Raw genomic sequence first — 13,840 nt, forward strand, 5'->3', positions numbered from 1 at the left:
TTGTTCTTATCGGGGGAACGCCTGCGCGTTCCCGGCATCCACATTGACGATGTTGCCCGTCGATTTGGAAGAGGCTTCGGAGGCGAAGAAATGCACCGCCTCCGCCACGTCCTCGGGCAGCACGTCGCGCTTGAGCATCGATCGGTTGCGATAATGCTCCTCCAGCTCCGATCCCGGATCGATGCCGTGCGCGCCTGCGCGTTCCTTGCGCCAGTCGCCGTCCCAGATCCGCGAGCCCTTGATCACCGCGTCCGGATTGACCGTGTTGACGCGGATGCCGTGCGGCGCTCCCTCCAGCGCCAGGCAGCGGGCGAGGTGCAGCGATGCCGCCTTGGCCGAGGCATAGGCCGAGGCGTTGACCGCCGCGGCCAGCGCGTTCTTCGAGCCGATGAACACGATCGACCCGCCGCCGACCGCGCGCATCAGCGGAAAGGCCGCGCGGGCGCTGAGGAAATAGCCCTCGGTCAGCACGTCGTAGTTGCGGCGCCACAGCGCGACGCTGGTATCCTCCACCGAGGCGGAAGAGGCGATGCCGGCATTGGCGACCAGGATGTCGAGCCCGCCGAACTCGCGGGTGCACGCCTCGAACGCGGCGGCGACCTGCGCCTCGTCGGTGACGTCGCAGGTCTCGGCGCGCACCACGTCCTGGCCAAAGGCCTGGGCCATTTCGGCGCGGACCCGCTCGGCGGCGTCCGCGTCGCGGTCGACCAGCATCACGCAGGCCCCGTCCTGGAGCAGGCGCCGCACCGTCGCCGCGCCGATGCCGCCGGCACCGCCGCTCACCAGCGCGATGCGGCCGACCAGCGGCTTGGGCTTGGGCATGCGCTGGAGCTTGGCTTCCTCGAGCGCCCAATATTCGATGCCGTACGCTTCCTTCTCGGGCAGGCCGACATAGTCGCCGATCGCCTCGGCGCCGCGCATCACGTTGATCGCGTTGCCGTAGAATTCGCCGGCGAGGCGCGCGGTGGTCTTGTCGGCGGCGAAGGTGATGCGGCCGATGCCGGGGATCAGCACCACCACCGGATTGGGATCGCGCATCGCCGGATCGCCGGGCTCGGCGCAGCGCTGGTAATAGGCGGCATAGCCCTGGCGATAGGCCTCCAGCGCATCCGCCAGATAGGCCTCGTCGTCGAGCCGCGCGGGATCGAGCGTGAGCGGCGCGATCTTGGTGCGCAGGAAGTGATCGGGGCACGAGGTGCCGATCGCGGCGAGCCGGGCGAAATCGCGGCTGCCGGCGAATTCCAGCGTCTCGGGATCGTCGGAGAAATGGCCGATCTTGCCGCGCGCGCCGCGCATCAGGCCGCGCAGCCGGGGCATGAGCGCGGCGGCGATGACGGCGCGGTCGTCGGCGGCAAGGGGCGGGGCCACTTCGCCGCCGAACGCCGGGCCCTGGGCCAGGCGTTCGTTGAGATAGGCGGCGGCGTCCGCGATCAGCGCGATCGTGTTGTCGTAGCAATCCTTGGCGGTGTCGCCCCAGCAGATGATGCCATGGCCCTCCAGCATCACGCCGCGCAGGCCCGGCCGTTCGGACGCGAGCTGGCGGAGCTGCAGGCCGAGCTCGAAGCCCGGGCGCTTCCAGGGCAGCCAGCCAATCGCCCCGCCCCAGATCGCGTCGGTCGCATCCTTGCCCGCGCTCGATGCCGCCAGCGCGATGATCGCATCGGGATGGACGTGATCGACATGTGCGTAGGGCAGATAGCCGTGCAGCGGCGTATCGATCGAGGCCGCCCGCGCGTTCAGGTTGAACGTGCAGTGCGGCAGGTAGGCGACCATCTCGTCCTCGAACGCCACGCCGCGATAGCGCGATTCGAGGCCGAGCAGCTTGTCGAGATAGAGGGTGGCGAAGCCATCGAGCTTCATCGAGCCGATATCGCCGCCCGAGCCCTTCACCCACAGCACCGTCGCCGGCGCGCCGGTGAGCGGATCGGCCATCTCGATCTTCGCCGAAGTGTTGCCGCCGCCGAAATTGGTGACGGTCAGGTCCGAACCCAGCAGGTTCGAGCGGTAGAGCAGCAGGCCCTCCGGCGACATGCCGGCAGCCTCCGCATCGGACCAGCGGTTACGCGGCACGGCGAATGGAATGGCGGTCACGCCCCGGCGCACCCTTGTCTCGTCTTCAAGCATCCGGAATTACTCTCCCCCAGCGCCCGTTTCGGCGCGAGCTTCTCTATCAAGGTGTCTAGCCAGATACAATCAACTTCGCTAAATATCAATCATAACAAATTGGGGAGGCAGCATTGGGTGATGGGCTGAGCGTGGTGCTCGATCTGGGTAAGACCTTGTCGAAGCTCAGTCTCTGGGATGCGTCGGGGGCGATGCTGGCCCGGCGGACGCGGCCCAATGACCGGTCCGTGGCGGTGCTGGGCGGCGAGAGCCTCCGCACGCTCGACGCGGCCGGGATCGAGGGCTGGGCCGAGGAAGCGCTGCGCGCCTTTGCGGGGCTCGGCCGCGTGGCGCGGATCATTCCCGTCGGGCATGGCGCCGCCGCCGCGATCGTGCGCGACGGGGCACTGGCGGCGCCGCCGCTCGACTATGAGCAGGCGATACCCGCCGAATGCGCCGCTGCCTATCACGGCCAGCGCGATCCCTTTGCCCGCACCGGTTCGCCCGTGCTGCCCGACGGGCTCAATCTCGGGCTGCAGCTGCATTTCCTCGAGTCGCTCGATCCGGCGCTGCTGCGCGGCGACGCGACGATCCTGCCCTGGCCGCAATATTGGGCATGGCGCTTCTCGGGCGTCGCGACGTCGGAGGTGACGAGCCTGGGCTGCCACAGCGATCTCTGGTGCCCCGCCTCGGGCAAACCGTCGGCACTTGCCGAACGGCGTGGCTGGGCCGCACGGCTCGCGCCGCTCCGCCATGCCGGCGAGGCGATCGGCGCGATCAGCGCGGAATGGGCCGAGCGCACCGGCCTGCCCGCCGATGTCGCGGTGCATTGCGGGTTGCACGATTCGAACGCGGCGCTGCTCGCGGCGCGGGGCTTTGCCGATATCGCGGAACAGGAAGCGACGGTGCTGTCGACCGGCACCTGGTTCGTCGCGATGCGGACTCCGGGCAAGGGCGCGCGCGTCGACCTGGCGGGCCTGCCCGAAATGCGCGACTGCCTTGTCAATGTCGACGCCCATGGCAGCCCGATCCCCTCGGCCCGGTTCATGGGCGGGCGCGAGATCGAACTGCTGACCGGGATCGACACGCGGCGCGTCGACATCACTCCCGATCAGCCGGCGATCCTCGCGGCGCTCCCCGGCGTCGTCGCGAGCGGCACGATGGTGCTGCCGACACTGACCCCCGGCGTGGGGCCGTTTCCCGGCGGTGCGACGCGCTGGATCAACCGGCCGGCCGAATCGATGGGGCTGCGCGCGGCGGTGTGCCTCTATGCCGCGCTGGTCGCCGACGCGATGCTCGACCTGATCGGGACGCGGGAGCGCGTGCTGGTCGAGGGGCGGTTCGGCGAGGCCCAGGCCTTTGTCCGCGCGCTTGCCACGTTGCGGCCGGACCTGCACGTCTTCGTCTCCAACGAGCACAACGACGTGTCCTATGGGGCATTGCGCCTGATCGATCCGGCGCTGGCACCGCCCTCGGCGCTCACGCGGGTGGCGCCGCTCGATTGCGACCTTGCCGGCTATGCCGCGCGCTGGCGGGCTCTGGCCGCCGGCAGCAGCGAGGCGGCATGAAGGCGGCGTCGATCTCCGACTATCGCGCGCTGGCGCGGCACAGGCTGCCGCGCTTCCTGTTCGAATATATCGATGGCGGTTCCTATGCCGAAGTGACGCTGGGCCGGAACGTCGCCGATCTCGAGGCCGTGGCGCTGCGGCAGCGGGTGCTGCGCGACATTTCGGACATCGACCTGTCGACGAGCCTGTTCGGGCAGAAGCTGGCGATGCCGGTGGCGCTCGGGCCTGTCGGGCTGGCGGGGCTCAATGCGCGGCGCGGCGAAGTGCAGGCGGCGCGGGCGGCGGAGGCGGCGGGCGTGCCCTTCACGCTGTCGACCGTCTCGGCCTGTCCGCTCGCCGAAGTGGCAGGGGCGGTGGGCACGCCGCCCTGGTTCCAGCTCTACATGATCCGCGACCGCGGCTTCATGATCGACCTGATGGCGCAGGCGCGCGCCGCGGGCTGCCCGGTGCTGGTCTTCACCGTCGACATGCCGGTGCCGGGCACGCGCTACCGCGACTATCGCTCGGGGCTGGCGGGGGCGCCGGGCCTGGGCGGATCGCTGCGGCGATTCGGCCAGGCGCTGACGCATCCGCGCTGGGCCTGGGACGTGGGCCTGTGGGGCCGGCCGCACCATCTCGGCAATGTCGCGCCGGTGCTCGCCGGCAAGACCGGGCTCAACGACTTCTTCGCCTGGATGCGCGACAATTTCGATCCCGCGATCGGCTGGGACGACCTGGATTTCGTGCGCAAGCACTGGAACGGGCCGATCCTGCTCAAGGGAATCCTGGATCCGGAAGACGCCCGCGAAGCCGCGGCGCGGGGCGTGGAGGGCGTGATCGTCTCCAACCATGGCGGCCGGCAGCTCGACGGGGTGCCTTCGACTGCCCATGCGCTGCCGGCGATCGCCGATGCGGCGGGCGACCGGTTGACGCTGCTGGCCGACGGCGGCATCCGATCAGGGCTCGACGTGGTGCGGATGCTCGCGTTGGGTGCCCGGGGCGTGCTGCTCGGCCGCGCCTGGGCCTGGGCGCTGGGCGGCGCGGGGCAGGCGGGCGTGGCGCATGTGCTGGCGCTGCTCGCTGCCGAGATGCGCGTCGCCATGGGACTGACCGGCGTGACGCGCATCGAGCAGATCAACGAAAAGATACTCGCGGGGAGGGAATAAGCATGGGCGGAAATCCGCTGATTGGCGTTTTGTTTCATTGGCTTGGCGGGCTTTCTTCCGCCAGCTTCTATGTTCCCTATCGCCGCATCCGGGCCTGGTCCTGGGAGATATTCTGGCTGGTCGGCGGCGTCTTCTCCTGGCTGATCGCGCCCTGGCTGTTCGCATCGATCCAGACGCACGACCTACTCGGCGTGCTGGCGCGGACCCCGAGCAGCACCTGGTTCTGGTGCTGGTTCTGGGGCGCGATGTGGGGCTTTGGCGGGCTGACCTTCGGGCTGACCATGCGCTATCTCGGCCTGTCGCTCGGCATGGCCGTCGCGCTTGGGCTGACCACCGTGATCGGGACGATGGGCCCGCCGATCTTCCACGGGACGCTGGGGCAGCTCGCAGAGACGTCGAGCGGGCAGATGACCTTTTTCGGCATCGTGATCACGCTTGCCGGCATCCTGGTGGTCGCCGCCGCCGGGCGCCGCAAGGAGCGCGAGATGGCGGGCGCTGCGGCGGCGAGCCAGAGCGTGAGCGAATTCAACCTGCCCAAGGGGCTCGCCATCGCGGTGTTCTCCGGCATCATGTCGGGCTGCTTCGCCTGGGGGCTCGACGCCGGCGCGCCGATTCGCGCGGCCACGGTGGCGGCCGGGACCGATCCGCTGTGGCAGGGGCTGCCGGTGCTGTGCGTCGTGCTGCTCGGCGGCTTCACCACCAATTTCGTCTGGTGCGGCTGGCTGATCCTGCGCAACCGGTCGGCCGGGCAGATCGTCGGCGCCAATGCCTCGGGCGAGAAGCTGCCGCTGCTGCGCAACTATCTCCTCGCCGCGCTGGGCGGCACGCTCTGGTACTTCCAGTTCTTCTTCTACACGATGGGCGAGAGCCAGATGGGGAAGTACGGCTTCTCCTCCTGGACGCTGCACATGGCGAGCATCATCCTGTTCTCCACGCTCTGGGGCTTCGCGCTCAAGGAATGGGCGGGAGTGCGGCTGGGCACGCGCACGCTGGTGTGGCTGGGCATCGGCGCGCTGCTGCTCTCCACCGTGGTGATCGGCGTCGGCAACTATCTCGCGGCATGACCAGGGCGACGGGGCGCCCGCTGATCCTGGGCAATTGGAAGATGCACGGCACGGGCTCCGACCTGGCCGAGGTCGAGCGAGTCGACGCCGCGGTGCAGGAGCTCGGCGTCGAGGCGGGGCTGATGCTGCCGGCGACACTGATCGAGCGCGCGGCACGCCGGGCGCGGGCTGTCGCGATCGGCGGGCAGGATTGCCATGCCGCTGCCGGGGGCGCACATACCGGCGGCGTCTCGGCGGCGATGCTGCGCGAGAGCGGGGCGACCATGGTGCTGGCCGGGCACAGCGAGACTCGTGCCGGCGATGCCAGCAGCGTGGCGGCCAAGGCGCATGCCGCGCAGGCGGCGGGGCTGGCGGTGGTGATCTGCGTGGGCGAATGGGAGCGTTCGGCCGATGCGCGGGCGCTGGTGGCGGCGCAGCTCCGTGCCTCGCTGCCACCCGGGCTCGACTGGTCGCGCGCCGCGATCGCCTATGAGCCGGTCTGGTGCATCGGCGGGAGCGCGGTGCCGGACGCGGCGCATCTTGCCCGGATCTTCGAGATGCTGCGTGCCGAGGCGGGCGAGGCCCGGCTGCTCTATGGCGGCGCGGTCGACGGCGGCAATGCGGCGGAACTGCTGGCGCTGCCTGGGATCGACGGGCTGCTCGTCGGCCGGGCCAGCCGGTCGGCCGCCGATTTCGTGCCGGTGCTGGAGGCGGCGGCGGGGGTCTAGGGCGCCCTGCAAGGCGATGTGCAGATCTTCCGCCCTGCTGAACCAACTCTTCACCAGCGGTATCGCTGCCGGCACCTTGGACCCTGAAACAAGTTCAGGGTGACGGAGGAGGTTGGTTCGACGAGTTCTCACCTCGAGCCATTCCCGCGGCGCGACGGAAACTAGGTCTGCATTGCAGAAAATAGCCGTCACCCCGGCCCCTTCGGTCGCCTGCGGGGCAAGCAGCCGAAGGGGCCGGGGTGACGAAGTTGGTGGGTCAGTCGATCGGCTTGGTCGCGGTGACGCGGATGTCCTTCTTCAGCCGGATATCGTCCGAGGCGCTGCCGACGAGCAGCTGATAGGCCCCGGCGCGCGCCACCCAGTGATGCGTGGCGGCATCCCAATAGCCGAACGCCCGCGGATCGAGGCTCAACTCGACGGTGCGGCTCTCGCCCGGCGCCAGCGCGACCTTGGCGAAGGCCGCGAGCTGCTTGATCGGCTCCTCGGCCGTGCGATCCGCCCGCGCGACGTAGAGCTGGACGACTTCCTTGCCGGCCAGCTTGCCCGTGTTGCGGAGCGACAGGCGGACCTTGGCCGTGGCGCCGGGCGCGATCGTCGCGGGCGCGGCGAGGGCGGCATAGCCGAAGCTGGTATAGGACAGGCCATGGCCGAAGGCGAAGAGCGGCGCCACGCCGCGCGCCTCATAGCCGCGATAGCCAACCAGCAGCCCCTCGGCATATTGGGTCTTCATGTCGGTCAGCCGCACCGGATCGTCGGTGCTGCGCAGCGGGAAGGTCACCGGCAGCTTGCCGGACGGGTTGACCTTGCCGGTCAGGATGCCGGCGAGCGCGGCCGCGCCCTCCTGGCCCGGCAGCCACATGCCCAGGATGCCCGGCACTTCCTTTGCCCAGGGCATGGTCATCGCCGCACCGGCGTTGATGACCACCACGGTCGACGGGTTGGCCGCCGCCACCGCCGCGATCAGCTTGTCCTGGTCGCCCGGCAGGTCGAAATTGGCGCGGTCATAGCCTTCGCCCTCGGTGAGCGAGGCGGAGCCGCCGACCACGATCGCCGCATCGGCGCGCTTCGCCGCGGCGACCGCCGCATCGAAGTCCGGCCGGGGCACGCGCACGCCGAACTTCAGTGCCTCATAGGGCGTCTGGCCGGTCACATAGTCGAGCTGGATCGGATAGGCCTTGCCGCCCTCGAGCTGGACCTGGACGGTCCGCTGGGGAACGGGGAAGCCGATCACGTCGCGATTGTCCGGCTTTGCCGGCGTCGCCTTGTCGAGGATCGCCTTGCCGTCGAGCGTCAGCACGCCCGTGCCGGTGCCGCGCACGCTGAATTCATAGGTGCCGGTGGCCGGCGCGCGCAGCACGCCCGCCCAGCGCATCGATGCATAGCCGATCACCTTGGCGCTCGCGATATTGGCGCTGATCCGCTTGGTGAAGTCGGTGGCGCGCTCGCGCTTCACCGGGTCGCCGCTGAAATCGGCACTGGCGTAATAGGTGGCGGCCAGGCCGGTCTCGCTGCTGTCGGCCGAGGGGCTGAACAGCGCGGGTGCGGCGGTGGGCGGCGTTTCCTCGCTGTCGACGCCCTTCTCGTAGATCACCTCGACACCGGGCAGCGCGGCGCGGATCGCTTCGAGCGGGGTCACCAGCTTGTCGAACGGCGCCACCGCCGAGCTGCCGCCGCCCTGGATGCGGGCGATATCGGCATTGGGGCCGATCACCGCGAGCGTCTTGATGCCCGGCTTCAGCGGAAGCACGCCGGCGTTCTTGAGCAGGACGATCGCCTCCTCGGCCGCCGCGCGGGCGGCCGCGCGATGGCGCTCGCCGCCGATCTCGCCCTTGGGCTGCGGCCCGTCGAGCGCGCCGCTGCGGACGATCAGGCGCACGATGCGCCGGGCATTGTCGTCGAGCTGCGCCTCGCTCACTTCGCCGGCGCGGACGGCGGCGAGCAGCTTGGCGCCGAAATGCTGGGCGGGGCCGGGCATCTCCAGGTCGAGCCCGGCATTGGCCGCGGGCGCGGTGCTGTGGGTCGCGCCCCAGTCGGAGACGACGAAGCCCTTGTAGTTCCATTCCTTCTTGAGCAGGTCGGTGAGCAGCCAGCGATTCTCGCTCGCATAGGTGCCGTTGACCTTGTTGTACGAGGCCATGACCGACCAGGGATCGGCCCGCTTCACCACCATCTCGAAGGCGGGAAGATAGATTTCGCGCAACGTCCGCTCGTCGATGACGGAATCGACGAAGAAGCGGTTGGTCTCGTGGTTGTTCACCGCGAAATGCTTGATCGAGACGCCGATGCCCTTGCCCTGGACGCCGGCGACATAGCCGAGCCCAAGCTTGCCGGCGAGGAGCGGGTCCTCCGAATAGGTCTCGAAATTGCGGCCCCAGCGCGGGGTGCGGACGATGTTCACCGTCGGCGCCAGCAGCACCGCGGCGCCATAGCCGCGCGATTCCTCCGCGATCGCGGCGCCCACCGCCTTGGCGATCTCCGGATTCCAGGTCGCGGCGATGGCGACGCCGACCGGGAAGACGGTGGCGGGCTTGCCCTCGGGCGAGCGCACGCCGGTGGGGCCGTCGGTCACCTTGATCGCGGGGATGCCCAGCCGCGGGACGGAATGCAGCGTCATCGAGCTTTCGCCGGCGAGCAGCGACACCTTCTCCTCCAGCGTGAGCCGGTGCATCAGGTCGTCGACGCGCTGCTCGATCGGCGCGCTCTTCTCACGATAGGTCATGCGTTCGTTCTGGGCCTGGGCGAGTGCGGGTGCACTCGCCATCAACGCCGTCGCGGCGACGCAGGCAAGGAAATTGGCGCGAGTCATCACTTGATCGCGGCGAGATCGGTAGCGGTCTTGGCGAGGATCTCGTCGGTGAGCTTGCCGTCCGAATAGGCCTTGAGCTGGTTGAGGCTCAGCCCCTTGAACATGTCGTACTGCGGCAGGCCGATCAGGCCGGGCAGGTTCTTGTCGATCGCGGCCTTGCCCTGCGCGTCGGCCACGATCTCCTGGATCGGGGTGTCGAGCGTGAACTTCGGCGCGGCGGCCGGAGCGGCGGGCGCGGGCGCCGGCGCGGTCTGGGCGAGGGCGGTGCCCGGCAGGGCGAGCAGGGCGGCGAGCAGCAGCTTGTTCATCATCATCTTCTTCATCCTTGGCTGGTGGTTTCGAGACCCAGCTCGGCGATCATCGCCTCGCGGATCAGATATTTCTGGACCTTGCCGGTCACGGTGGTGGGGAAGGTGTCGACGAAGCGGACGTAGCGGGGCACCTTGTAATGGGCGATCCGGCCGCGGCAGAAGGCGCGGACCTCCTCCGCGTCGCCCGAAGAGCCGGCGCGCAGCCGGATCCAGGCGCAGAGCTCTTCCCCCATGCGCGCGTCGGGCACGCCGACCACCGCCACGTCCTCCACCGCCGGATGGCCGTAGAGGAACTCCTCGATCTCGCGCGGATAGATGTTCTCGCCGCCGCGGATCACCATGTCCTTCAGCCGGCCGACGACATTGCCATAACCGGCCGCGTCGATCACCGCGAGGTCGCCGGAATGCATCCAGCCCTCGGCATCGAGCACCGCCGCGGTCTTCTCCGGCTCGTCCCAATAGCCGAGCATCACCGAATAGCCGCGCGTGCACAGCTCGCCCGGCGTGCCGGCGGGCACCACTTCGCCGTCCTCGTCGACGATCTTGCATTCGAGATGCGGCTGGACCCGGCCGATCGAGCCGATGCGGCGCTCGAACGGATCGTCCACCGCCGTCTGGAAGCTGACCGGGCTGGTCTCGGTCATGCCATAGGCGATGGTGACCTGGGGCATGTGCAGCCGCTCGTTCACGGCGCGCATCAGCGGCTCGGGGCAGACCGCGCCCGCCATCACGCCGGTGCGCAGCGAGCCGATGTCGAACCGCTCGAACTCCGGATGGGCGAGCACCGCGATGAACATGGTCGGCACGCCGTAGAGCGCGGTGCAGCGCTCGCGCTCGATCGCTGCCAGGGTCGCGCCCGGATCGAAGCCGGCGGCGGGATAGACCATCGTCGCGCCATGGGTGAGCGCGGCGAGGTTGCCCATCACCATGCCGAAGCAATGATAGAGCGGCACCGGGATGCAGACGCGGTCGCCGGGCTGGAGGCGCTGGGCCAGGCCGACGAAATAGCCGTTGTTGAGGATGTTGCGATGGCTGAGCGTCGCGCCCTTGGGCTGGCCGGTGGTGCCGCTGGTGAACTGGATGTTGATCGCGTCGATGGCGCGCAGCTCGGGGCCGATCGCCGCGAGCATCCGGCGGCTGGCATCGTCCGCATGGCCGGCGACCTGGTCGAAGGCGATCCAGCCGGGCCGGGTCGCGGCACCGATGCAGAAGATGCGGCGGAGCGCGGGCAGCCCGGGCGCGATCTCGGCGACCATCGCGGCATAGTCGCTGGTCTTGAAGCGATCCATGAAGACCAGCGCGGCCAGGCCGACCTTGGCCATGGTGAAGCTGGCCTCGGATGTCCGGTAGGCGGGGTTGATCGTGACCAGGATCAGCCCGGCGCGCGCGGCGGCGAACTGGGTGAGCGTCCATTCGATGCAATTGGGCGCCCAGATGCCGATCCGCTCGCCCGGTTCCAGCCCGAGCGCGAGCAGCCCGGCGGCGAAGGCGTCGGCCCGTTCGAGCAGCTCGGCGAAGGTCCAGCGGATATCCTGCTCGACCGAGACCAGCGCCTCGCGCTCGCCCCAGCGGGCGGCGGCCAGCGCCAGCGCCGCGCCGATCGTATGCTCGATCAGCGGCGGCGCATCGGCACCCCGGACCAGGCTGGCGGCCGGGCTCATCGCTTCGCGCCGGGCGCGACGCAGACGAAGTTCGCCGCCTCGTCGGTCGAGCCCTTGCCCGTCCAGCGCGCGACCTTGGGATAGGCGCACAAGGGGCGGGTGCGGACCGGCTTGGCCGGGAAGCCGAGATAGCCGAACAGGTCGTTGTCGTACTTGGTGGCGATCATCGTCTCGGGCGCGGGGCCGCCCTGGCGCCACTTGTCGATCGTGCCGAGGGTATCGAGCACGTTCGGGCCGGGGCCGGCCAGGCAGTGCGACATGCCGGGGACCATGAACAGGCGCACCGAGTCCTTCGCGGCGGCGCCGACGCGCTTCTGCACGGCCTGATAATAGTCGATCGTGTTCTCGGGCGCGATCGCGGCGTCGTTCCAGCCATGATAGAGGATCAGCTTGCCGCCGCGCTTCAGGAACGGGCGGATGTCCGGATTGTCGCTGTCGAGCACCGGGGCGAGGCGGCGGGCCGCGGCATGGTCGCGCGTCACGTCGAACGAGGCGGGCTGCCATTCGGGGTCCGAATAGACCATGTTGCGGAAGAACTCGCTGGCGAAGATGCCGTGCTGCGCCTTGGGGCCGGTGAGCCACAGGTCCCAGGCGCCGGGAACGGCCTCGGCCCCGGGCATATAGCCGGGGAAGAATTTCCTGCCCTTGGCATCGAAGGTGCCGCGATAGAGCGAACGCGCCGCAGTGACCTGACCGGCGGTGAGGCACGAGGGGCCGTCGCCTGCCTTGCACTGGAGCACGGCCGGATCGAAGCCGCACTGGCGCGGATCGTCGAGAACGCCGTCCTTCACCCCGTCCTTCGCGTCGCACTGGGCGAGCGCGGCGTCCTGGAGCAGCTTGAGCTTCGCGTTGGGGATCAGCGTCTCGGGGCGGGCGAACACCGCGCGGTCGGTGGCCATGAACGAAGTCATCAGCCGGCTCCAGGCATTGGCCGGAGCGCCCGCGACGATCGCGTCATAATCCTCGGGATAGCGCTGCGCCTCCATCAGCGCTTCGCGGCCGCCGTCGGAGCAGCCCTGGAAATAGGACGCCTTGGGCGCATTGCCGTAATAGGCGGCGATGACGGCCTTGCCGACGCCGGAGGCGAGGTGGTTGGCGCGATGGCCGAAATCCACGATCCGCTCGGGCTGATGCAGCGCCCATTTGGCGTCGGTATCGGCGGTGCCGACATGGCCCATGTCGGTGCCGACCGTGGCATAGCCCTTGCCCAGCGCGCCCTGCATGGTGAGCTGGGGGAGCAGCATCGAGCCGCCATAGCCGCCATTGCCGGCGCCGAGCAGCTTGCCGTTCCAGGCGGCGGGAGCGGGCAGCCACACCTCCACCTTGATCTCGGAGCGCGGCGTGGGCGCCAGCACCGCATAGACGCGGCAGAAACCGGCCTGGGCGGGGAGTCCGGGCGTACCCTCCTTGGTGTTGACCATGCCGCCCTTGGCGACTTCCTCGGCCTTCACCACCTTGCCGTCGGCAAGCGCCAGGCCGGCGAGCGCGGCGCAGGCGCTGGTGGGTGGAGTCGCCGCGACGGGCTCGGGATTGCTGCCCGAGACGAGCAGCGCGGTGGCGACGGCGCCCAGCGCGCCGATATGGGCTATCCGGTTCATTTGTTGAGCAACCCCTTGGCCTGGAACCATTTCTGCGCATGCTCGGGCCAGGCGTCCGACGCCTTGCCGCTCTTGGTGATGCCGAAGCCGTGGCCGCCCTTGGGGAAAGTCACCAGCATCGCGTCGGCGCCCGCCGCTTTCCAGGCATCGACCAGCCGGCCGGCCTCGGGGCGGACGATGGGATCGTCCTCGGCGACCATGGCGAGCAGCGGCGGGGCCTTGGCCGGGACGGTCAGCGGATTGCCGACCAGGCCGGGATACATGGCGACGATGAAGTCCGGCCGGCTGGCGGGCTTGTTGCCCAGCACCGTCCACATCGTCACCGCGCCGCCGGCCGAGAAGCCCATCATGCCGATCCGGCCGGGCTTCACGCCATATTTCGCCGCATGGGCGCGGACATAGCGCATTGCCTCCTCGCCATCGGCGGTGGCGAGCGGGCGGAGCGGCACGATCGCGGCCTCGAGCGATTTGAAGTTCATAAGCCGGCGGATCATCACCATGCCGAAATCGTCGCCAGTGGGCAGCAGGCGATAGCGCAGGACGAAGGCCGTGATGCCTTGGCTGTTCAGCCACCTGGCGACGCCGTCGCCTTCATTGCCGATCGAGAGCAGATGGAAGCCGCCGCCTGGGGCGACGATCACCGCGGTGCCGTTGGCGATTTTCGGATCGGGCCGGAACACGGTGAGCGTCGGCTCGGAGACGTTGCGGGTGATCAGCCCATAGGGTTTCTTGTCGGCGGTGGTCTCCGCCTGCATCGGGCCCATCGAGCCCGGCGCGCCGTTCGGCCAGAGCCGGATCGTCTCCTGGGCATGGGCGGTGACGCTGCCGGCGAACAGCGCGAACGGCGCCAGGATCCGGAAGAGGGTACGCATGGACT

The 13,840-nt window shown here is 69.6% G+C and carries 10 protein-coding genes; 4 read left to right on the forward strand and 6 right to left on the reverse strand.

Translation table 11 applies throughout. The annotated features are described in order from the left end of the window. Window positions 1-6: 6 nt before the first annotated feature. The gene (locus CAP40_RS19880) at window positions 7-2,091 is read right to left on the reverse strand and encodes a bifunctional rhamnulose-1-phosphate aldolase/short-chain dehydrogenase (protein WP_256924409.1); all 2,085 of its coding nucleotides are present in this window, start codon (window positions 2,089-2,091) and stop codon (window positions 7-9) included. Window positions 2,092-2,237: 146 nt separating this feature from the next. Between CAP40_RS19880 and CAP40_RS19885 the strand changes: the two genes are divergently transcribed. From CAP40_RS19885 to CAP40_RS19900, 4 genes are read left to right on the forward strand one after another with little or no spacing between them, the layout of a single operon-like run. Beyond that, window positions 2,238-3,671, forward strand: coding sequence for an FGGY-family carbohydrate kinase (locus CAP40_RS19885; protein ID WP_086131307.1), 1,434 nt, complete (start codon window positions 2,238-2,240; stop codon window positions 3,669-3,671). Next, window positions 3,668-4,816, forward strand: coding sequence for an FMN-dependent L-lactate dehydrogenase LldD (gene lldD / locus CAP40_RS19890; RefSeq protein WP_086131308.1), 1,149 nt, complete (start codon window positions 3,668-3,670; stop codon window positions 4,814-4,816). Before CAP40_RS19885 ends, lldD begins: the two co-directional genes overlap by 4 nt. Before the next feature lie 2 nt (window positions 4,817-4,818). Continuing rightward, a complete protein-coding gene (gene rhaT / locus CAP40_RS19895) occupies window positions 4,819-5,880 on the forward strand; it encodes an L-rhamnose/proton symporter RhaT (RefSeq protein ID WP_086131309.1) in 1,062 nt (353 codons plus the stop codon). Further along, window positions 5,877-6,587, forward strand: a complete 711-nt coding sequence (locus CAP40_RS19900; protein ID WP_086131310.1) for a triose-phosphate isomerase family protein — start codon at window positions 5,877-5,879, stop codon at window positions 6,585-6,587. The genes rhaT and CAP40_RS19900 overlap by 4 nt, the downstream gene beginning before the upstream one ends. A 256-nt stretch (window positions 6,588-6,843) precedes the next feature. On the opposite strand, the gene CAP40_RS19905 is transcribed toward CAP40_RS19900, so the two are convergent. The 5 genes from CAP40_RS19905 to CAP40_RS19925 are packed head-to-tail and all read right to left on the reverse strand — an operon-like array spanning window position 6,844 to window position 13,835. Further along, the gene (locus CAP40_RS19905; RefSeq protein WP_086131311.1) at window positions 6,844-9,393 is read right to left on the reverse strand and encodes a glycoside hydrolase family 3 protein; all 2,550 of its coding nucleotides are present in this window, start codon (window positions 9,391-9,393) and stop codon (window positions 6,844-6,846) included. After that, entirely contained in the window at window positions 9,393-9,707 is a 315-nt protein-coding gene (locus CAP40_RS19910) for a hypothetical protein (protein ID WP_256924411.1), read from the reverse strand. The genes CAP40_RS19905 and CAP40_RS19910 overlap by 1 nt, the downstream gene beginning before the upstream one ends. A 5-nt stretch (window positions 9,708-9,712) precedes the next feature. Continuing rightward, window positions 9,713-11,365, reverse strand: coding sequence for an AMP-binding protein (locus CAP40_RS19915; protein WP_086131312.1), 1,653 nt, complete (start codon window positions 11,363-11,365; stop codon window positions 9,713-9,715). Continuing rightward, the gene (locus CAP40_RS19920; protein WP_179188393.1) at window positions 11,362-12,963 is read right to left on the reverse strand and encodes a tannase/feruloyl esterase family alpha/beta hydrolase; all 1,602 of its coding nucleotides are present in this window, start codon (window positions 12,961-12,963) and stop codon (window positions 11,362-11,364) included. The genes CAP40_RS19915 and CAP40_RS19920 overlap by 4 nt, the downstream gene beginning before the upstream one ends. Beyond that, window positions 12,960-13,835 (reverse strand): alpha/beta hydrolase, encoded by an 876-nt coding sequence (locus tag CAP40_RS19925; protein ID WP_179188394.1) that lies wholly within the window; start codon window positions 13,833-13,835, stop codon window positions 12,960-12,962. Before CAP40_RS19925 ends, CAP40_RS19920 begins: the two co-directional genes overlap by 4 nt. Between the last annotated feature and the right edge of the window lie 5 nt (window positions 13,836-13,840).

Source organism: Sphingomonas sp. IBVSS2 (genome assembly GCF_002127225.1).
In the GTDB taxonomy this organism is placed as follows: Bacteria; Pseudomonadota; Alphaproteobacteria; order Sphingomonadales; family Sphingomonadaceae; genus Sphingomonas.

Bases quoted from the DNA above. Each gene is read 5' to 3' on its own strand.
- rhaT (WP_086131309.1), top strand. From the start codon at position 4,819: ATGGGCGGAAATCCGCTGATTGGCGTTTTGTTTCATTGGCTTGGCGGG.
- CAP40_RS19915 (WP_086131312.1), bottom strand. From the start codon at position 11,365: ATGAGCCCGGCCGCCAGCCTGGTCCGGGGTGCCGATGCGCCGCCGCTG.
- CAP40_RS19920 (WP_179188393.1), bottom strand. From the start codon at position 12,963: ATGAACCGGATAGCCCATATCGGCGCGCTGGGCGCCGTCGCCACCGCG.
- CAP40_RS19905 (WP_086131311.1), bottom strand. From the start codon at position 9,393: ATGACTCGCGCCAATTTCCTTGCCTGCGTCGCCGCGACGGCGTTGATG.
- CAP40_RS19900 (WP_086131310.1), top strand. From the start codon at position 5,877: ATGACCAGGGCGACGGGGCGCCCGCTGATCCTGGGCAATTGGAAGATG.
- lldD (WP_086131308.1), top strand. From the start codon at position 3,668: ATGAAGGCGGCGTCGATCTCCGACTATCGCGCGCTGGCGCGGCACAGG.
- CAP40_RS19910 (WP_256924411.1), bottom strand. From the start codon at position 9,707: ATGATGATGAACAAGCTGCTGCTCGCCGCCCTGCTCGCCCTGCCGGGC.
- CAP40_RS19925 (WP_179188394.1), bottom strand. From the start codon at position 13,835: ATGCGTACCCTCTTCCGGATCCTGGCGCCGTTCGCGCTGTTCGCCGGC.